Source organism: Algoriphagus namhaensis (assembly GCF_042649705.1).
Classification (GTDB): domain Bacteria; phylum Bacteroidota; class Bacteroidia; order Cytophagales; family Cyclobacteriaceae; genus Algoriphagus; species Algoriphagus namhaensis.
Genome location: NZ_JBHRZS010000007.1, coordinates 498008 through 516404, shown reverse-complemented (window position 1 = coordinate 516404; position 18397 = coordinate 498008). Strand labels below are relative to the sequence as shown.

17 protein-coding genes are annotated in these 18397 nt (G+C 41.4%); 12 read left to right on the top strand and 5 right to left on the bottom strand.

Annotation, left to right across the window (positions count from 1 at the left end; genetic code table 11):
• Nucleotides 1-8: 8 nt before the first annotated feature.
• On the bottom strand, nt 9-1319 hold the full coding sequence (locus ACFOSV_RS10550; RefSeq protein ID WP_377905978.1) for a DEAD/DEAH box helicase: 1311 nt from the start codon (nt 1317-1319) through the stop codon (nt 9-11).
• 480 nt (nt 1320-1799) lie between these two features.
• Between ACFOSV_RS10550 and ACFOSV_RS10545 the strand changes: the two genes are divergently transcribed.
• The 9 genes from ACFOSV_RS10545 (at nt 1800) to ACFOSV_RS10505 (ending at nt 10436) form a co-directional block, all read left to right on the top strand.
• Nucleotides 1800-2897 (top strand): chorismate mutase, encoded by a 1098-nt coding sequence (locus tag ACFOSV_RS10545; protein ID WP_377905977.1) that lies wholly within the window; start codon nt 1800-1802, stop codon nt 2895-2897.
• A gap of 66 nt (nt 2898-2963) precedes the next feature.
• On the top strand, nt 2964-4004 hold the full coding sequence (aroB, locus tag ACFOSV_RS10540) for a 3-dehydroquinate synthase (RefSeq protein ID WP_377905976.1): 1041 nt from the start codon (nt 2964-2966) through the stop codon (nt 4002-4004).
• A gap of 9 nt (nt 4005-4013) precedes the next feature.
• Nucleotides 4014-5246 carry a 3-phosphoshikimate 1-carboxyvinyltransferase gene (locus ACFOSV_RS10535; RefSeq protein WP_377905975.1) on the top strand — a complete coding sequence of 411 codons (1233 nt, stop codon included), beginning with the start codon at nt 4014-4016 and terminating at the stop codon, nt 5244-5246.
• Nucleotides 5239-6069: a prephenate dehydratase gene (locus ACFOSV_RS10530; protein WP_377905974.1), complete on the top strand. Its 831-nt coding sequence runs from the start codon at nt 5239-5241 to the stop codon at nt 6067-6069. Before ACFOSV_RS10535 ends, ACFOSV_RS10530 begins: the two co-directional genes overlap by 8 nt.
• A complete protein-coding gene (locus ACFOSV_RS10525; RefSeq protein WP_377905973.1) occupies nt 6066-7226 on the top strand; it encodes a pyridoxal phosphate-dependent aminotransferase in 1161 nt (386 codons plus the stop codon). Before ACFOSV_RS10530 ends, ACFOSV_RS10525 begins: the two co-directional genes overlap by 4 nt.
• Nucleotides 7223-8071, top strand: a complete 849-nt coding sequence (locus ACFOSV_RS10520; protein ID WP_377905972.1) for a prephenate dehydrogenase — start codon at nt 7223-7225, stop codon at nt 8069-8071. The genes ACFOSV_RS10525 and ACFOSV_RS10520 overlap by 4 nt, the downstream gene beginning before the upstream one ends.
• A 77-nt stretch (nt 8072-8148) precedes the next feature.
• On the top strand, nt 8149-9117 hold the full coding sequence (locus ACFOSV_RS10515; protein WP_377905971.1) for a Kelch repeat-containing protein: 969 nt from the start codon (nt 8149-8151) through the stop codon (nt 9115-9117).
• Between the two features lie 129 nt (nt 9118-9246).
• A complete protein-coding gene (locus ACFOSV_RS10510; protein ID WP_377905970.1) occupies nt 9247-9936 on the top strand; it encodes an SIMPL domain-containing protein in 690 nt (229 codons plus the stop codon).
• Between the two features lie 104 nt (nt 9937-10040).
• Nucleotides 10041-10436 (top strand): protease inhibitor I42 family protein, encoded by a 396-nt coding sequence (locus ACFOSV_RS10505; RefSeq protein ID WP_377905969.1) that lies wholly within the window; start codon nt 10041-10043, stop codon nt 10434-10436.
• Between the two features lie 10 nt (nt 10437-10446).
• Here ACFOSV_RS10505 and ACFOSV_RS10500 read toward each other — a convergent pair whose 3' ends face one another.
• The gene (locus ACFOSV_RS10500; RefSeq protein ID WP_377905968.1) at nt 10447-11022 is read right to left on the bottom strand and encodes a Pycsar system effector family protein; all 576 of its coding nucleotides are present in this window, start codon (nt 11020-11022) and stop codon (nt 10447-10449) included.
• A gap of 215 nt (nt 11023-11237) precedes the next feature.
• On the opposite strand from ACFOSV_RS10500, the gene ACFOSV_RS10495 reads away from it, so the two are divergent.
• Nucleotides 11238-12113 carry a dienelactone hydrolase family protein gene (locus tag ACFOSV_RS10495; protein ID WP_377905967.1) on the top strand — a complete coding sequence of 292 codons (876 nt, stop codon included), beginning with the start codon at nt 11238-11240 and terminating at the stop codon, nt 12111-12113.
• Nucleotides 12114-12144: 31 nt separating this feature from the next.
• Entirely contained in the window at nt 12145-12912 is a 768-nt protein-coding gene (locus ACFOSV_RS10490) for an NYN domain-containing protein (protein ID WP_377905966.1), read from the top strand.
• A 2-nt stretch (nt 12913-12914) separates the two neighbouring features.
• On the opposite strand, the gene ACFOSV_RS10485 is transcribed toward ACFOSV_RS10490, so the two are convergent.
• The 3 genes from ACFOSV_RS10485 to ACFOSV_RS10475 all read right to left on the bottom strand — a co-directional run bounded on the left by ACFOSV_RS10485 (nt 12915) and on the right by ACFOSV_RS10475 (nt 16403).
• Entirely contained in the window at nt 12915-15086 is a 2172-nt protein-coding gene (locus tag ACFOSV_RS10485) for a B12-binding domain-containing radical SAM protein (RefSeq protein ID WP_377905965.1), read from the bottom strand.
• 211 nt (nt 15087-15297) lie between these two features.
• Entirely contained in the window at nt 15298-15711 is a 414-nt protein-coding gene (locus ACFOSV_RS10480; RefSeq protein ID WP_377905964.1) for a DsrE family protein, read from the bottom strand.
• Between the two features lie 11 nt (nt 15712-15722).
• The gene (locus tag ACFOSV_RS10475) at nt 15723-16403 is read right to left on the bottom strand and encodes a Tat (twin-arginine translocation) pathway signal sequence containing protein (RefSeq protein WP_377905963.1); all 681 of its coding nucleotides are present in this window, start codon (nt 16401-16403) and stop codon (nt 15723-15725) included.
• 479 nt (nt 16404-16882) lie between these two features.
• On the opposite strand from ACFOSV_RS10475, the gene ACFOSV_RS10470 reads away from it, so the two are divergent.
• Nucleotides 16883-18394, top strand: a complete 1512-nt coding sequence (locus ACFOSV_RS10470) for a M20/M25/M40 family metallo-hydrolase (protein ID WP_377905962.1) — start codon at nt 16883-16885, stop codon at nt 18392-18394.
• Nucleotides 18395-18397 lie beyond the last annotated feature (3 nt).

Here is an 18397-nt window from a genome sequence, read left to right as displayed (position 1 = left end):
TGCTTTTTTCAGATCAGCGTGACCCGAACTTTTTTCTCCTTTAGCTTCACCTGATTGACCTTTGGAAGGAGTTTTTCGATCTGTTCGGTTTTTACTCCTACGAAAGCGCAGTCAGTTTTTAGCTCAATCACTCCCAATTGATCTTTACTCAGGTGACCTTGCTTCATAAACAATCCTGCGATATCACCTTTCGAGATTTTGTTGGTTCGTCCACCTGAAATAAACAAGGTGGACCACTCCGAAGGTGCAGGAAGTGGACGGTTGCTCAATTTCTCAATAGAAGGTTTCCCCACAAAGTCAGATAGTCTTTCTTTTTCATAATGTAAAATAAATGCCGTGCCTTTGGCATTCATCCGAGCTGTACGCCCATTTCTATGGGTAAATTCTTCCTCTCTATTCGGCAAGTGATAATGAATGATAAAATTCAATTCCGGGACATCTATGCCTCTTGCGGCCAAATCCGTTGAAAGCAAAATCTGATGCGTTCCATTCCGGAATTTGATCAAGGAACGCTCTCTGTCTTGCTGCTCCATATCTCCATGAAAGGTGCCATGGGAGATCCCATTATCGGTGAGGTAATCACTGGTTCGCTGGATCGCATCTTTAAAATTACAGAAGATTATACCGTTCTGATTGCCCAAATGAGCAATAAGTCTAATCAAGGTTTCCAGTTTATCCTTTGTTGGAGAAAGCACAAGTTTAACCTGAAGTTCACTGATTTTTTCTCCCAAAAAATCTAGGATTACGGGAGCTTTCAAGTGAACAAATATTGGGATTTGAACACCTTGAGTCGCCGAAGTCAAGATTCTCTTTTTCACTTTAGGTAGCAAATCCAGGATAGCTTTCATTTCCACCTCGAAGCCAATTTCAAGGGATTTGTCAAACTCATCCAACACTAAGGTTTTGATGAATTGGGTCTCAAATGCATTTCGCTGCAAATGATCAGATACTCGACCTGGAGTACCTACCAAAATTGCTGGTCTATGTTTAATTTCGATGCGATCCTTAGACCCTGCCCGACCTCCATACACTGCATTGACTTTAAATCCCGTCCCCATTTCTCGAATGACTTGTTCGATCTGAATCGCTAGTTCACGAGACGGTACTATGATCATTAATTGGATTTCGGAGATATTTTCATCCAATTTCTCAATCAATGGAAGTAAAAAAGCCAAGGTCTTACCAGTTCCCGTTGGGGAAAGCAAAATCACCTCTTCGCTCGATCGAATAGCCTTTTGGGCAGACAGCTGCATAGGGTTCAAGGCAGTGATTCCAAGTTTAGAGAGAATTTCGGCTTGGCTTTTAGTAGATGTGGACATAGGACAAAGGTACGTCCAGATTATGGGAGCTCTCAATATTTATTTTAGATCCTTCTCTTACGAGAATCGGAACAGCAGTTTAAAGAATTTTGAATAAGGCACAATTACTCAACTGAACATTCTAATTTTTATTAAATATTTCAATTCGATCTATTATTTCTTTAAATCGAGCTTATACAGAATTTTATGCTGATTTGGCTTTATTTTTTTTGATGAATTAGAAAAAAAGTAATGAAACCATTGAAAGCTTGAACAAAACGCAATGAAATGCCAAAAAATTAATTTTGTTTTTAAACATTGGGAATATACATTTGGAACATGTTATTAGCAGCAGCGATTTATTTTACCTTCTTCTACTTTTACTTTCGAAGCCAACATCGAATCGGAGCTGTGTATTGTCTAGCCAAAAACTAAAAAAAATATAAACACATAAAGCCCGATTCGAAAGAGTCGGGCTTTTTTCATTTAATGCTCAAGACCATGAAACCACACAAGCAAATCAAAGACTGGGGACTCGGATTGAATTCTCCACTAATCATCGCAGGCCCTTGCAGTGCCGAATCTCCCGAGCAGATCGAAAGCATCTGTAAAGGCATGATAGAAGAGAATGTTATCCCTTCACTTTTCAGAGTTGGAATTTGGAAACCTAGAACTAGACCAGGAAGCTTCGAAGGAATCGGTGAAGAAGGACTTAAATGGATGGAAATCGTGAGACATCATTTAAATATCCCAGTAACCACTGAGGTTGGAAATGCAGGACATGTAGAAATTGCCTTGAAAAATAAGGTTGATGTGCTTTGGATCGGGGCAAGAACCACCGTTAACCCATTTGCAGTTCAAGAAATCGCTGAAGCTCTTAAGGGAGTAGATATACCAGTAATGGTAAAAAACCCAATGAATCCTGACTTGGACCTTTGGATGGGAGCAATCGAACGAATGCATGCAGTCGGGATCGATAAGCTAGCAGCCATTCACCGCGGATTCTCTGACGCCTATGACAAGCGATTCAGAAATAAGCCAAATTGGTCCATGCCTATCCACTTGAAGCGAGTTTGGGAAGGAATGGAAGTGATTAATGACCCAAGTCACATCGTAGGAAAGCGAGACGGGATTCTAGAGATTTCTCAGCGAGCCATGAATTTTGGTTTGGATGGATTGATGATCGAAACGCATCATGACCCTGATAATGCCTGGTCTGACGCTAAACAACAAGTAACTCCTCGGGCTCTGAAGGAAATTTTGCAATCCATTGATTTCAAAAACCCAATGGAAAGCCAAAAGCCAAGCGAAAGACTTAACGACCTACGCCGTGCAGTGGATCATATGGATGATCAATTGCTAGATATCCTGCAGGAGCGATTCGCTGTGATCGATCAGATTGGCGAGCATAAGCGAGAAAATCACCTCACCGTCTTCCAGTCAGATCGATGGAAGGAAGTGATGGAAAGCAGAACTCAGAAGGGAGTTCAGAAAAAGCTCAGCGAGAAATTCATGAAAGAGCTTCTGTACTGTATCCATGAAGAGTCTGTGAAGCGTCAAGAAAAGCAACTCCGAGAAGCTGCCCCAATTAAAAAATAAATCATATTTGGTCTCAGGTTTTCGAACTTGAGACCATTATTTTTGCCTTCTGAAATTTTTCACAGCGTGCACCCAATTCTATTTTCCGAATCTATATCCCAAGATTTAGCGCAGTGCCTTTCGTCTATTCCTCATTCGCAGCTCTTTGTGATTTGCGATGAAAATAGTCAAAAGTACTGCCTGCCTAAGGTCCAATCTCTCATTTCCAACGAGGCAAGTATTTTTGTGGCCTCTCCAGGGGAAAGCAACAAGACGCTTGCTACTTGCGAGAAAATCTGGACCAAAATGACGGAAGCACACCTTGATCGCAAGGCTTTAGTAATCAATATCGGAGGCGGAGTGATCACGGATATGGGTGGATTTTGTAGCTCTATCTATAAGCGTGGAATTCGATTTATCAATATCCCCACTACCCTACTATCGCAAGTTGATGCGAGTGTCGGCGGGAAGCTTGGCGTGGATTTCAATGGCTTGAAAAATCATCTTGGTGTTTTCAACGAACCAGAAGCTGTGATCATTGCCGATGAATTTTTAGGTACACTTCCACTTCAGGAATTACGTTCTGGCTTTGCGGAAATCATGAAGCATGGCCTGATTCATGATGCTGCTTATTTCAAAAGTTTGAATCTTCAAGATTGGGAAAATTCCGACTGGAGGAAATTGATCAAGCATTCAGTAGAAATTAAAAAGAATGTTGTGCTTCAAGACCCAAAAGAAGCAGGACTACGAAAGATTCTAAACTTTGGGCACACGATCGGACACGCCGTGGAGACCTTTTACTTGGATTCCTCTCAGCATCTCCTCCATGGTGAAGCCATTGCCATAGGAATGATATGCGAGGGCTTTCTTTCTAGCCAGATGAATGGAATGCCTGAAAGAGATCTAAAACTAATCGTTGATTCATTTATCCATGTGTATGGCAAAGTGACTCTTCCGGATCAGGATTTAGAAAGTATTGTCGATTTATGCTTGCAGGACAAAAAAAACGAAGGAAGCACACTTCTTTTTTCCTTGCTTTCAGAAATAGGAAAATGCGAATACAACATCCCGGTGATTCGGACCCAGATCGTTCAAGCCCTGAATTTTTATCAAAACTTACCTCATTAAGCCAACCATATGTCTGCCATCCGATTAAAGCAGAAAAGTGAATTTGCAGCTCAGTCCATTCCTTTGCCTTCATCCAAAAGCGAGTCCAATCGAGTGTTGGTCATTGATGCCTTGACTGAAGGCAAAAACCAAATCTCGAATCTTGCGGAGGCTCGGGACACGCAGACCATGATCCGCTTATTGTCCAAGGATCCTCCAGTTTATGATGTGCTAGATGCAGGTACAACCATGCGCTTCCTGACCGCTTATACAGCCATAACTAATCGACAAAAGGTAATGACGGGTACAGATAGAATGTGCCAAAGACCTATCGGCATCTTAGTCGATGCTCTAAGAAGTGTGGGTGCAGATGTGCATTATCTTGGAATTGAAGGTTATCCTCCACTTGCCATCAATGGATTTACAGAGCAAAATGAATCGAAAATTTCAATTCGCGGGGATGTCTCCAGCCAGTATATTTCCGCTATGCTCATGATTGCGCCTCTCCTTCCTAAGGGACTTGAATTGGAGTTGGAAGGGAAAGTTGGATCTCGGACCTACATCGAAATGACCTTGGAGCTTATGGCTCAATTTGGGATTAACTATACTTGGGAAGATCGTGTGATCAAAATTCCACATCAAAGCTATCAATCCACCACTTTTGCTGTAGAAAGCGATTGGTCAGGCGCGAGTTACTGGTTTAGCCTTTTAGCCTGTGCGGATGCGGGAAGTTTTTTCTTGGAGGGATTGAAAGAAAATAGCTTGCAGGGTGATTCCAAGATTGTTGAAATCATGGATTGTTTGGGGGTAAAGTCTTCATTCAAGCCTGGAGGAGTTTTGCTCCAAAAGCAAAATGTGACAGGCTTAAAAGAATTTGATTTCACACACTGTCCAGACCTAGCTCAAACCGTAGCGGTTACTTGTGTCATCCTTGGCCAAAATGCTAAATTTTCTGGGCTGGAAAGTCTAAGAATCAAAGAAACCGATAGGATTTTTGCCTTGCAACAAGAACTAGCCAAGTTTAATGCAAACCTAGTGGAACGAGAAAATGAAGTTTTTGAAGTAATCCCATCTGCTACCATGCCACGAGAAGTAACCATAGAAACCTATGATGATCATCGAATGGCTATGGCATTTATGCCTTTAATCAGTAAGACGGACGTGATTATTAAAGATCCAAGGGTGGTCAATAAATCCTATCCTAGTTTTTGGAAACACTGCCAAGGCTTGGGAATAGCCACTGAAACCCTGTCTGATGAGTAATAAACCCAAAGTTGCTATCCAAGGAATCCCGGGATCATTCCACCATCAAGTGGCATTGAATGAATTTGGCACCGAAGTAGATATCTTGTACAAAGATTCCTTTGAGGAAGTGGCTCAGGCTGTCGAAAATGAAGAAGCCAGTCATGGTGTGATAGCCATAGAAAACTCCATTGCCGGGGCTATTTTACCCAATTACGATCTTATCGATCGACACGGTCTTTCCATTTCCGGAGAGCATTACCTCCCTATTTCTCATCAATTGATGGCCTTACCAGGTCAAAAGATTGAAGATATTGTGGAAGTACAAACCCATCCCATGGCTTTGCTGCAATGCAAAGTATTTTTGAAAAAATATCCTCAGATGAAGCAATTGGCTGGAATAGACACCGCGTCTGTAGCTCAAGATATTTCAAAGAAAAAACCCTTAGGCAAAGCTGCCATTGCAGGGCGTATCGCGAGTGAAATTTACGGCTTAGAGATTTTGGCTGAAGACATTCAAACGGTGAAGAGCAATTTTACTCGGTTTATTTTACTAGAGAAAAAAGCTGCAATTCAGCAGCAGTATCATCAAAAAGCTTCAATTAAAGTCACGATTGAGAATCGATCTGGAGGACTAGCCAAGATGCTCACGTGTATGCACGAGGAAGGTTTGGATCTCAGTAAAATTCAGTCTATTCCCGTAATCGAAAAACCTTGGGAATATGCTTTTTTCATTGATGCGGTTTTTGAGAAAATAGCCTTGTTTGAGCATTGCATGAAACGAATCCAATCCGAGTTTGGAGAAGTGAAAATTTTTGGGACATATAAAGTTGGAAAGAAATGAAGGGGTTTGCAGCACGGATGGAAGGTTCTCAGGAATATTATTTTTCCAAAAAACTGCGGGAGGTCAATCGGCTTATTCAAGAGGGAAAGCCAGTCCTTAACCTAGGAATCGGTAGTCCGGATCTTTCGCCGGCCTCAGAAGTCATCGAAGCGCTCAAAAATGCTGCTTCCAATGAGCGAATCCACGGATATCAAAGCTACCAAGGCCTACCAGAGCTTCGGGCTGAGATGGCTTCTTATTACAGCAAAAACTTCAACGTAACGCTTGATCCTGAATCAGAGATTTTACCTCTAGCAGGCTCTAAAGAAGGAATCATGCACATCAGCATGGCTTTTTTAAATCCTGGCGATGAGGTATTGATTCCCGATCCTGGTTACCCAACCTATGGCTCGGTGACACAGCTTTTGGGCGGAATTTGCAGCCCCTATTATTTGGATTTAAACCAATCTGGGCGTCCAAACCTTGAAGATTTGGAAAGTAAAGGACTGGACCGAGTGAAGCTGATGTGGATCAACTATCCCCACATGCCCACTGGTGCACAAGGCAATCAGGCGATTTTCAAAGAGCTTTTGGCCTTTGCCAAACGACATGATATCGTACTCGTCCACGACAATCCCTATGCGCATATTCTGAATCCGCAACCTCAGAGTATCCTCTCTTTGCCGGAGGCGAAATCTCATGCAATGGAGCTAAACTCCCTAAGCAAAACTTACAATATTCCCGGATGGAGAATTGGTATGCTTTGCGGGCGAAAAGACTGGGTGGATGCTGTGATCAGAGTAAAAAGTAATCAAGATTCTGGAATGTTTTATGGTCTCCAAAAAGGAGCAATCGAAGCTTTAAAATTAGGGCCAGATTGGTTTGATCGACTCAATGAGATCTACACCAAACGTCGAACCTTGATTTGGAAACTAGCAGAACTAATGGATTTGAGCGTCCAAAAAGATCAAGCCGGGCTTTTCGTTTGGGGAAAGGTCGCATCGGATCAAAACGCGGAAGAACTTGTAGATAAGTTGCTTTACGAAGACCAAATCTTTATCACCCCTGGCAAAATTTTTGGCCCATCGGGCGAATCCTACGTGAGGATCTCGCTTTGCCAGCCAGAGTACAAAATTCAAGAAGCGATTCAACGAATCAAGAAAAAATCATCAAAATGAAAAAAATACACATTACCGGTTTAGGCCTTTTAGGAGGCTCCTTTGCACTAGCTGCCAAAAGAAAATTCCCTGAATTGACCATCACCGGTTGGGATATCAGTACTCAAAACCTGCACGAAGCACATACCTTAGGTATGATTGATTCCAGCCAAGAGCTTCCGGATCCTGACGCAGATTTGGTGATTTTAGCCACCCCAGGTGATACCCTGGTGGGTTTATTGGAGCGTACCCTTGAAAACATTGGAAATGAAACCTTGGTCATTGACCTGGGATCGACCAAAGAGAACTTGTGCAAAGCTCTTGAAAATCACCCGAAAAGGGCACAGTACCTCGCTGCTCACCCAATAGCTGGAACGGAATATTCCGGACCTCGCGCTGCCTTTGCAGAGCTTTTGGACAGAAAAGTGATGATCCTTTGTGAATTAGAAAAAACGGATTTGCACTTGAAGGAAAAGGCATACGAACTTTTTGATGCTTTGAATCTAAAACTGCGGTTTATGGACCCACAAGAGCATGATCGACACTTGGCTTTTGTTTCGCATTTGTCCCATATCTCTTCATTTATGCTCGGCAAGACGGTGTTACAGAAAATGGAGGATGATAAAAATATTTTTGATATGGCTGGATCTGGTTTCGCTTCTACCGTCCGACTTGCCAAGTCAAGCCCTGCGATGTGGGCACCCATTTTGACTGAAAACAAGGACAACATCTTAGCCGCCCTGGACGGTTACATCAGCAATTTGAGTGAGATTCGAGAGAAGGTGGCTAATGGGGACGCTTCTTCAATTCACGCCGATTTTCAAGAAATCAATAAAATCAGAGATATTCTAGACTTAGAAAAATAAGAACTTGGCTTAAACCGCTATTCTGGACATATGCCTTCAGGATTTTTTGTACTTTCAAGAGTCAAAAAAACCAAGCCATGAAAGCAGTATTCACAGTTCTATTTGCATTTATCGCCATTTTCAGCTTTGCGCAGCAAGGGAGCTGGGAAGTACTAAAGACTACTAATGAAGCCTCCTCGCGACATGAAAACTCTTTTGTGGAGCTAGATGGGAAGTTTTATGCTTTGGGTGGAAGAGTGGATAAACCTGTCGAGGAATTTGACCCCAAAACTAACACCTGGAAGCAATTGGCGGAAGTACCCATGAACTTTCATCACTTTCAAGCCTTGGCATTTGAAGGAGAAATTTATGTTGTTGGAGCCTTTACAGGTGGCTATCCACATGAAAAACCAATACCAAATTTTTTGATTTTCAACCCTAAAACCAATACCTGGAGAGAAGGACCAAAGATTCCTGAGGAAAGACTCCGAGGGTCTGTGGGAGTTTTTTCCAGAAAAGGAAAAATCTACCTCGTCTGTGGAATCATCGATGGACATTATGACGGGCATGTGGCCTGGTTTGATGAGTATGATCCCAAAACAGACACTTGGACCGTATTACCGGATGCGCCGAGACCAAGAGATCACTTTGGGGCAGTGATGGTCGGAGATCGGGCTTATGTGGCCGGAGGGCGAACTTCACATGCAGCGATAGGTAAGGTACTAGACTTAACCATTTCTGAAGTGGATTATTACAATTTCAAAACAGGAACTTGGCACACTGAGACAAATGGTCTCCCCACTCCAAAAGGCGGAACTTCCTCTATTGGGTACAAAAAATTTTTGGTAGTGATGAATGGAGAGAGCAATACCCAAGAATTGTCCCATTCAGAAGTGGAAGTTCTGAATACGAAGACTGGTGAATGGTCCAACCTCCCAGATTTGAATCAAGGTAGGCATGGTACAGGCTTAGTCTATTACAAGGGTAAACTTTACGTAGCTGCCGGCTCTGCAAAACGTGGTGGTGGTCCAGAATTAAGTGATATCGAAGTTTTGGAATGGAAATAGAAAAGGAATCCGTAGGATATCCTACGGTTCGCCTTTAGTTTTTTTAAGATTCAAAATCTCGATTTTATTATATAATAACCAAAGATGGCTTCACATTTGATTGAGTGAATAAGACTAATAATTGACCTTATGAAATATTTATTGACCCTTACTTTTCTCCTTTCGTCTATTGTTGCTTTTGCACAAGATGACATGTCCATCCCACTTATTGAAGTAGAAGGATACAGCGAGCGAAAAATGGCACCTGATCAGGCCGTTTTCACTATTGTACTGGAAGAGAAATCGATGAAAGTTTCTGAAGCGGTGGATATTTTAAATCAAAAGACTAAAAATCTAGCGAATGGACTAAAAAAAAATAAGATTAAGGACTACCAATTGATAGCCGATAGCTATTCCGTAGACCTCAATCGAATCTACAGAAGTGGACAATCGAGAGACAGTGGCTATGTGGCCCGTCAAACCCTTAGAATAGTAACTGGAAGCAAGAATGAAGACCTTCAAAAAATCGTAGAAACTATTCAAAACTCGGGGGATATGAGTTTTAATTTACATTTTCAAATTTCTGAAGAAACCAGAAATTCGCTCGAAAACGCACTACTCACAGAGGCTTTGAAGGACTCGGAAAGCAAAGCACAACTAATTGCTACTACATTAGGAATTCGATCCATTCGCGTGCATCGTGTCACTTTAGAACAAAGCTCTCCTCCACAAATAAAAATGAGAGTAGCCAGCATGATGTCTGATGCGAGCCCGGAAATGATGATTGCTCCTGATGATCAAAAAATCACTAAACGTGTATTAGTCAAATACACCTATTGAAAATTTTCCGTTTTAGAGAGTAGATTTAGGACTTGAAAATTATGGGAAAACCGAAGAGAAATCGGTATCTTCTAATTCTTTGTTTTCTATAAACTCATAGTCAGATGATTTTTTCAAATATAAGAGTTGGTTTAAACGCAACATTGAGACTTTTTTTGGCTTTTATGGTTTTGAGCTTGATAAATTCTTCTTGCACCAAACCAGAGGTTTCAGTTGAAACTATTGAGGCAACGCTAGGAGAGAAAATCTACATTGAACTTCCTTCCAATCGATCTTCTGGATACACTTGGAATTGGACAAACAAGCAAGATGTAACGCTTTTAGACTCAGCAGGAGTAATTTACGAAGTCACCAAGACTCGATCTTCGGCCGAAATGGGAATAGAAATTTGGAGTTTCAATACCCTTGAAGCGGGTCAGGATTTAATCGTGCTCGAATATCAAGGCTACAAAGATGACGAGACTCTGAGAGCTCGACATTATAAAATTCAGATCAAGTGAGCTAATTCCATCAACTCAACAACTGAATCAAAAACGCGGATACGCCAACCACAAGCCCCATACTAAAGACCTGATATGCACGCCTCAACAACTTGTACTTTTGATTCAAGACCATACTCTGATAATACAGCGATGTGGACATTTGCTCCTGAATATCTGACCTTGATTTCAAAGTTTTTGTGATTTCGTCAAGGTATTCATCTTTGGTAAAAGTGGAAACAGACCCAAAGAAAATTACGCTTCTCTTGACTTGAGCGTTTAGCTGATTTTTTCCAAGAATTTTGGGCTTCGCTGCTTGAACTGCAATGATCGTAGAAGAAAGACTCATCACCAAGAAAAGAATCATTGGAACGAACGTGAAAGCGTCAGTCATATCGATATCGTTACTTAGAGATCCATAACCAACCAAAGCTATCATTGATGAAATCACCAGTGCGTTGATACTGATAATGATATTAGCCTTATTGTCCGCGATTTTAAGAAGTTGGGCATTATTACTAAAAGCTACTCGATAAAAAGTCTGCCTTTCTCTTGAAGTTTTATCCGACTTCGACTTCTTTTTCTTTACAGGATCAGTATTTTCCATTAAAACAATATTGAATGTCGTGAATATACTAAAAAAACATTGAGACAAAATTCCTTCTTTTATGAATGAACATCCCATTAAATCAAGGTTCACGCGGAATGTAATCCATTGTATTTTTATCCATAAGTCTTTCTTATCTCCCCTTCATACAAAAAGGCATATTTAAAGTCCGCTGAATTCTGTACCTTTTATCAAAATCAAACTTTGCCAAAACCATGAAAAAAGAAGAAATCAAGCAGGAAGTTTTCGATCTGTATGATGCTTATACCCATAATAAAATTGATCGAAGAACATTTGTAGAGAAGCTTTCAGCCTACGCTGTTGGTGGGATTACAGTGGCTTCTCTTATGTCAGCCATGATGCCAAATTATGTGGATACGCAAACTATTTCACCCAATGATGAGCGAATTGATTCGGATTACATCATGTACAACTCACCCAAAGGCGGTGGAGAAATCAAAGCCCTTTTATCTGTACCGAAAGGAAGTGGTAAAAAGCCTGGTATCGTAGTCGTTCATGAAAATCGAGGATTGAATCCTTACATAGAAAATACTGGCCGCCAAGCTGCGGTAGATGGATTTATCTCCATCGCTCCCGACGCTCTGACACCGCTAGGTGGATATCCTGGAAATGATGACGAAGGCCGAGAAATGCAACGCAAGCGTGATCGCTATGAAATGCTAGAAGACTTTATGGCGGCTTTTGAATATTTGAAGAACCACCCAGATTGCAACGGTAAAGTTGGTGTGGTTGGTTTCTGTTTTGGAGGCTGGATTTCTAATATGATGGCTGTAAGACTTCCTGACCTAGGCGCATCTGTTCCTTATTATGGTGGACAGCCGACTGCAGAAGAGGCCGCTCAGATCAAAGCTCCTCTTAGGTTACAGTATGCAGGCTTGGACACTCGTGTGAACGAAGGATGGCCAGCTTATGAAGAAGCGCTTAAAGCGAATGGGATTGATTATGAAGCTTATTTTTATCCTGATACTAATCATGGGTTTCACAATAATACAACGCCAAGATATGATGAAGAGGCTGCCAAACTTTCATGGGAAAGAAGCATAAATTTCTTCAAGGAAAAACTTTCTTAATTGAGGAAATTACTTATTCAAACTTTATTTAATGCAAGAAACTAAATTCAATATCGCCGTCCTCATTGACGGCGATAACGCTCAAGCTAGATTACTAAAAGAGGTACTTTCTGAAGTATCAAAATATGGAAAAGCCACGATCCGACGGATTTACGGTGACTGGACCACCCCACAAATGAATAGCTGGAAAGACACTATCAACCAGCATTCTTTTAGCCCCATTCAGAAGTTTTCATACACCACAGGGAAAAACTCAACCGACAGTTCCATGATCATCGATGCGATGGACATTCTACATAGCCAAAGTGTCCAAGGCTTCTGTATCGTGTCGAGTGACAGCGACTACACTGGCCTTGCCAAAAGGATTCGAGAATCAGGCATGTTTGTGATGGGAATAGGCCGAAGAATTACGCCAAAGGCCTTTGTACAGTCTTGCGAGATTTTCACTTATGCAGAAAACTTAGTAACTAGCTCCACCAAGCCTAAGGCTAAAAAAACAACTTCCAGCGAAAAAGAAATCCCTAAAGCTTCTGAGGCACAAGACAAGGAAGAGAAGGAAGAAAGTGACGTACTCGATCTCAAAGTGATCAGCAAAGCCTTCGAAATCGCATCTGATGAGGACGAGGAAGTGCATATTGCTAAAATTGGAGCCGCCTTGAGAAAAATCGACCCAAGTTTTGATCCACGAACCTATGGCTTCCGAAATCTCACTGATCTCTTCAAAAGCTTAGATAAATATGCAGTGGTGAGGAATGTAGTCAACGGCCTCAACTATCCTCTCGTCAAGTTGAAATCTTAATTCTACAAGATCAAAAGTCCATGCTCGGCAAGGATTTCCCAGACTTCTGATTCCACCAATTCTTGGAAATTCCCGAGTTCGGTCTCGTAGCTTTCACGAGCTTGGCGAATGGTTTGTAACTTTTTTCTGTAAGAAATTCTTTCAAGCAAGTCAGCGACCCAAATCCCTAATTCAGCAGGTAGTTCTACCAAAAAGTCCTCTTTTTTTCCAGAGAAAATAAGTTCGCTACTTCCCTCCTCTTCAAAAACGACAAGCTCCGGCTGCTCTCCAATCCAGATCATTCGCTGATGATCCTTGTAATTCAAATCAGTAGCTTGGTTAAGAATTCGCGAGATATACTCCTCGTCTATACTGGTCTCAGGAACTTCGGTTTCAAACCAATCTTGAAGAGGGATATCATAGCCAACTCCATGCATGTAATTGAAAAGTGATTTTCTTAGCCCCTCTCCAAATTCATCATGATTGGCTCCAGTAGGATCTTCATGACTCAATTCGTTGTTTGCAAAAGTACCTTCTGGGCTAAGATTTTTAACAGAAAAAGATTGAGGACTCATTCCTACTGGGCTATGGGCAGTCATTGCAAAACGATGCCAAAACCCAGATTGGAGGACTCCTGTTTCGAAAAGCTGACGAACCATTTCCAATGAGTCGATCGTTTCTTGAGTAGTTTGGGTTGGAAAGCCGTACATCAGATAGGCATGGACCATGATACCAGACTGGGTAAAATTCCGTGTGACCTGAGCCACTTGAGCCACAGTTACTCCCTTTTTAATTAATTCAAGTAGGCGATCAGACGCGACTTCCAATCCCCCTGACACAGCTATACATCCGGATGCCCGAAGAAGCCTGCACAGATCCATAGTAAAACTACTTTCAAAACGAATATTGGTCCACCAAACCACTGTGAGTTTTCTTCGTAAGATCTCAATCGCCAAATCTCGCATCAAAGCAGGAGGAGCCGCTTCATCCACGAAATGAAATCCATTTTGCCCAGTTTGCTCGATGATTTGCTCGATCCGATCACAAAGAATTTCCGCCGTAATTGGCTCATATCTTCCAATATAATCCAACGAAATATCACAAAAAGTACACTTTCCCCAGTAGCAACCATGGGCCAAGGTTAGTTTATTCCATCGTCCATCTGACCAAAGCCGGTGCATAGGATTTGCCACCTCTATCACTGAAAGGTAATCCTGCAATTTCAGATCACTGTAATCCGTTGTACCGACATCTCGCTGAGCTATATCCTTCTCCTTGGAGTTGGTATAAAACTTTACTTGACCGTCTTCGCGGACGAAAGTCCGCTTGAGCTGATCTCGATTGATTTTACCCTCCAAATGATCCAAAAGCAAACGTGCAGGCGCCTCTCCATCATCTAAAGTGATGAAATCTACATAATCAAACACGCGTGGATCCTTCAAAGATCTCAACTCAGTATTTGGAAATCCTCCACCCATCCAAACAGAAATCAACGGGAATTGTGATTTAATAAACTGTCCGCATTTCAAGGCTCCATACAGATTTCCTGGAAATGGAACAGAAAAGGCAATTACATTTGGATTGACCTGATCGATTCTTTCACGAAGCAGTTTGAGCATGATGCCATCTATCAAGCCACTTTCAGCCTGCAAAGACTCATTCATCTCATCAAAACTACTGGCAGACATCCCCAACCTTTCCGCGTAGCGGCTGAAGCCAAAATGTGGGTCGATCACTTCAGTTATCAAATCCCCAATATCTTCTAAATAAAGTGTAGCGAAATATCGAGCCTTGTCCCGAATTCCAAGCGTACCGAATGCCCAAATCAAATCATCCAACTGCTCAAATCGACTTGCCTCCGGCAAAAAATCTCCCTCCACAATATGATAGGCCAGCGTTGGATTTTTGTCCTGTAGAAAAAGAATAACCGGATTAATTGTCTGCAAATAGTTTTCTCTAAGTCTAAAAATTCTCGAGGCATTTTCAGAAAGCTCAGGTTTTTCAGTCTCTATTTGATCAAAAATCTGCGTTAAACCTTTTTTTGAAAAAAGCTCTAAAATCACCTCGATACCCAAATCAATTTGAAAGGATTCCGTACCCAACGTATTCAAAAACCCCTTCAAATAGGCTGTAGCCGGATAAGGTGTATTTAACTGGGTAAATGGTGGGGTGACGAAAAGAACCTTGGAAGTCAATTGCTCAAAATTTGAAAAGCAATTTGGTAAAGAAAAGGCAGAGAGCCTAAATTTTTCATTTTACTCCTCTGTAGAATAAAGAGTTTAGCATGCTCCCGAACTCAGCTGATAAAATGAATTTTCTGTTTGCATTTTTGCTGGAAAAAGCAAAATTCCTTTAAAAGGAAAAAGACCTGATTTCTCAGGCCTTTATTTGTGTCATGAATCCTCGTTATTTACTTTCTTTGATATACGCCCATCCTTGTTGTTGTTTCATTACAATTTCTAGGATGCCATCTGGGACCGATTCTACTCCAGGAATTAAACTAGAGGAAGTCAGCTTATACCGATCCAAACTCATTTGGCAAACTTTGAAAGTGACATTATCTTTTTTAACCAAAGCCTCCAAATCCTTTGAAACGGAAGACTTTTCTTTCAGAACCATATCTAAAGCGCTGCTATAGATTACCATTTCAAATTCTGAATCAGGGTATTGAGTAGACATCGTGGAAATATGCCTCATGGCTGACTGGTGTACGCCGGATTCCCCACTGGTAACATCAAAAACAATCTTTACAGGTTGAGTTTGAGCAATACAAATTGTGACCATCAAGAACCCAAGGAGAAGAAATATTAGCTTTTTCATCATCATTTTGTTTAACCTCCTGCGAATACATAAGCACATCCATGTTCTTGCGCCCTTCCTAAGGCCCATACTCCAGAGGGAACCAATTGAATTCCTGGATAAACTCCAGCAATCATATCTTGGTAAACATCCCCCGAATCCAAATTCATTTGCCCAGCTATCCCTCCGCTATATACTTGGATGGCTAGATCACAAACACAAAACATCGCCCCTCTAGATTGAAGATCTTTAATTCCTTGAATCTGAGCCATTGGAAAATCCCCTTCTTTCGGATCATAATATGGATTCCTCAAAGAAGGTGCACCGGTTGATGCATCATTCACAGCGAACACTTCCCCTAACTTATATTTTTCCCAAAGTCTATCTTCTAGTGCAAATGGGATAGCCGTATGTCGGAGCACCGTCATGGCCGTAATATCAGAATCAGGACTGTCTGTTTGGTTGTTAGTTAAGTAAAAGGCCCAGTTCCAAATGATGGGAAATCCATCATGAGGTGTGGAGCCATCGTAAACTATACGGTGAGTTCCTTTAATCTTTTTAAACCATTCATCTGCTTCATTTATTGGTTTTCCAGAGGAGATTTCATGTTCACTAGCAATGGGAGCCGTGAATCCAGTTAGTCCTCCGAAAGCAGAACCTAGAGCGAGTGTTCCAAGAAAATTTCTTCGAGTATTACTATTTTGATTTTTCATATAAAAGTATTTTGGGTTAGAGATAAAATCAGACTTTTGGGATCATAAAAAAATGTGGTGTACAATAATATAGCACTTATAATCGGTTAATAGTATTTTTATACTCATTAAAAATAAATTCATTTACATTTTTATCTTTTTGATTTTTAGTTGTTTACGTGAGATTCCTAGGAGAACAGTCGTGTCTTTGGTAATATTGGGTCTCAAAAAAAATCTCCTTAGAAATGGTCAATGGAATTAAAATAATTATAACAGGCACTACGGGAATGGTGGGTGAAGGAGTTATGTTTCAATGCCTAAAGAGATTTAAGATTTCTTGACAAGGTATCGATGATTCTGAGAAGGAAGGTCTAACTGAACGTGGGTAAAAGAAAGAACTATCTGATTTTTTCTTTGAAAAAGCATACTATTAAAATCCTCCAAATGAATGGATTATCTTTTTTTTCCTATCTTCAAATACTCCATGTTCTACTTAAGAAATGAAAAGAAATCTACTCCTCTTATTTTTCCTTTTTTCAGGAAATCTTTTTGCACAAAACCCAGATCAAGCTGCTTTAGAGAACTTGGCTGACAAGAATTGGCAGCATGGGCTTTCTCTTCTCACCGAGCTGGTAAGCATACCTAATGACGCTGCTTACCCCGAACAAATCAAACCAAATATAGATTGGTGTAAAGCTCAATTTGCTTCACGATCATTTGAAATCCAGGAATTGGAAACAGGTGGAATTCCTTTGCTTTTAGTAGAGAAAAAATCAACTGGCGCATCCCAGACCCTTCTATTCTATGTGCATGTGGATGGGCAGGCTGTGGATCGAAGTAAATGGGACCAAGATGATCCATACACTCCAGTACTTAAAGAAATGTCAACTAGTGGGGAATGGAAAACTATCCCCATGGAAAGATTGACCAATGAATATGATGCTGACTGGCGGATTTTTGCCCGCTCGACCTCGGATGACAAGGGACCCCTTGCCATGTTTTTGACTGCATGGGATGCATTGAGTGAGGAGGGAATTTCGCCTGATTTTAATGTAAAATTGATTTTGGATTTTGAGGAAGAACAAGGATCTCCACTTTTGCCGGTGGCTGTAAAAACTCACCGAGAAAAACTCAGAGCTGACCAAATGATCATCATCGATGGACCTAGGCATATTAGCAATGAACCTACCCTCACCTACGGAGCTCGAGGAATTGCGGATATGACCTTAACTACCTACGGTCCTGTAGTCCCTCAGCATAGTGGTCACTTTGGAAATTATGCTCCAAACCCAGCTTTACTTCTAGCTCAGCTTTTGGCTTCAATGAAAGACCCTGATGGCCGAGTGGTAATTCCCGGTTTTTATGATGGTATCACACTTTCTGAGGAAGAAAAAGCGATTCTAGCAGCAGTGCCAGATGATGAAGATGCAATCCGCGATCGACTTCAAATTGCTAGAATTGATCAAGTGGGGTCTTATTACCAGGAAAATATCCAGTACCCTTCACTCAACATCCGTGGCATGAGTTCGGCTTGGGTGGGTAAGGAAACCCGAACCATAGTACCAGCCACTGCTTTGGCAGAAATAGATATCCGTCTGGTGCCAGAATCAGACCCTAATCGCCTATTTCAATTAATTGAAACCCACATTGAAAACCAAGGCTTTACAATCCTTGACCATGAACCAAGTAAGGAGGAGCGGATGAAATATCCCAAAATAGCCCAGCTCAACAAATCCATATCCTATGTAGCATTCCGAACCTCCATGGACTCAGACGCTGCGGCATTGCTTCGAGCTGCTATGCAAAGAGCTTTTGGCAAGCAACCTGTTCAAATCCGGATCTCAGGCGGTTCAGTACCTATTTCACCTTTTGTGGAGGCTCTCAACATACCTGCCATTACGGTACCCACGGTGAATGCTGACAACAATCAACACAGTCCCAATGAAAATATTCGGCTTGGGAATTACAAAGATGGGATCATCACGATGATGGCAATTTTAACCCAGAAATGACCA

What these genes read in the sequence shown, in the direction of transcription:
- ACFOSV_RS10530 (WP_377905974.1), top strand. Translation starts at nt 5,239, where the DNA reads ATGAGTAATAAACCCAAAGTTGCTATCCAAGGAATCCCGGGATCATTC.
- ACFOSV_RS10505 (WP_377905969.1), top strand. Translation starts at nt 10,041, where the DNA reads ATGATTTTTTCAAATATAAGAGTTGGTTTAAACGCAACATTGAGACTT.
- ACFOSV_RS10515 (WP_377905971.1), top strand. Translation starts at nt 8,149, where the DNA reads ATGAAAGCAGTATTCACAGTTCTATTTGCATTTATCGCCATTTTCAGC.
- ACFOSV_RS10525 (WP_377905973.1), top strand. Translation starts at nt 6,066, where the DNA reads ATGAAGGGGTTTGCAGCACGGATGGAAGGTTCTCAGGAATATTATTTT.
- ACFOSV_RS10550 (WP_377905978.1), bottom strand. Translation starts at nt 1,319, where the DNA reads ATGTCCACATCTACTAAAAGCCAAGCCGAAATTCTCTCTAAACTTGGA.
- ACFOSV_RS10545 (WP_377905977.1), top strand. Translation starts at nt 1,800, where the DNA reads ATGAAACCACACAAGCAAATCAAAGACTGGGGACTCGGATTGAATTCT.
- ACFOSV_RS10510 (WP_377905970.1), top strand. Translation starts at nt 9,247, where the DNA reads ATGAAATATTTATTGACCCTTACTTTTCTCCTTTCGTCTATTGTTGCT.
- ACFOSV_RS10470 (WP_377905962.1), top strand. Translation starts at nt 16,883, where the DNA reads ATGAAAAGAAATCTACTCCTCTTATTTTTCCTTTTTTCAGGAAATCTT.
- ACFOSV_RS10475 (WP_377905963.1), bottom strand. Translation starts at nt 16,403, where the DNA reads ATGAAAAATCAAAATAGTAATACTCGAAGAAATTTTCTTGGAACACTC.
- ACFOSV_RS10520 (WP_377905972.1), top strand. Translation starts at nt 7,223, where the DNA reads ATGAAAAAAATACACATTACCGGTTTAGGCCTTTTAGGAGGCTCCTTT.
- ACFOSV_RS10535 (WP_377905975.1), top strand. Translation starts at nt 4,014, where the DNA reads ATGTCTGCCATCCGATTAAAGCAGAAAAGTGAATTTGCAGCTCAGTCC.
- ACFOSV_RS10500 (WP_377905968.1), bottom strand. Translation starts at nt 11,022, where the DNA reads ATGGAAAATACTGATCCTGTAAAGAAAAAGAAGTCGAAGTCGGATAAA.
- ACFOSV_RS10480 (WP_377905964.1), bottom strand. Translation starts at nt 15,711, where the DNA reads ATGAAAAAGCTAATATTTCTTCTCCTTGGGTTCTTGATGGTCACAATT.
- ACFOSV_RS10495 (WP_377905967.1), top strand. Translation starts at nt 11,238, where the DNA reads ATGAAAAAAGAAGAAATCAAGCAGGAAGTTTTCGATCTGTATGATGCT.
- ACFOSV_RS10490 (WP_377905966.1), top strand. Translation starts at nt 12,145, where the DNA reads ATGCAAGAAACTAAATTCAATATCGCCGTCCTCATTGACGGCGATAAC.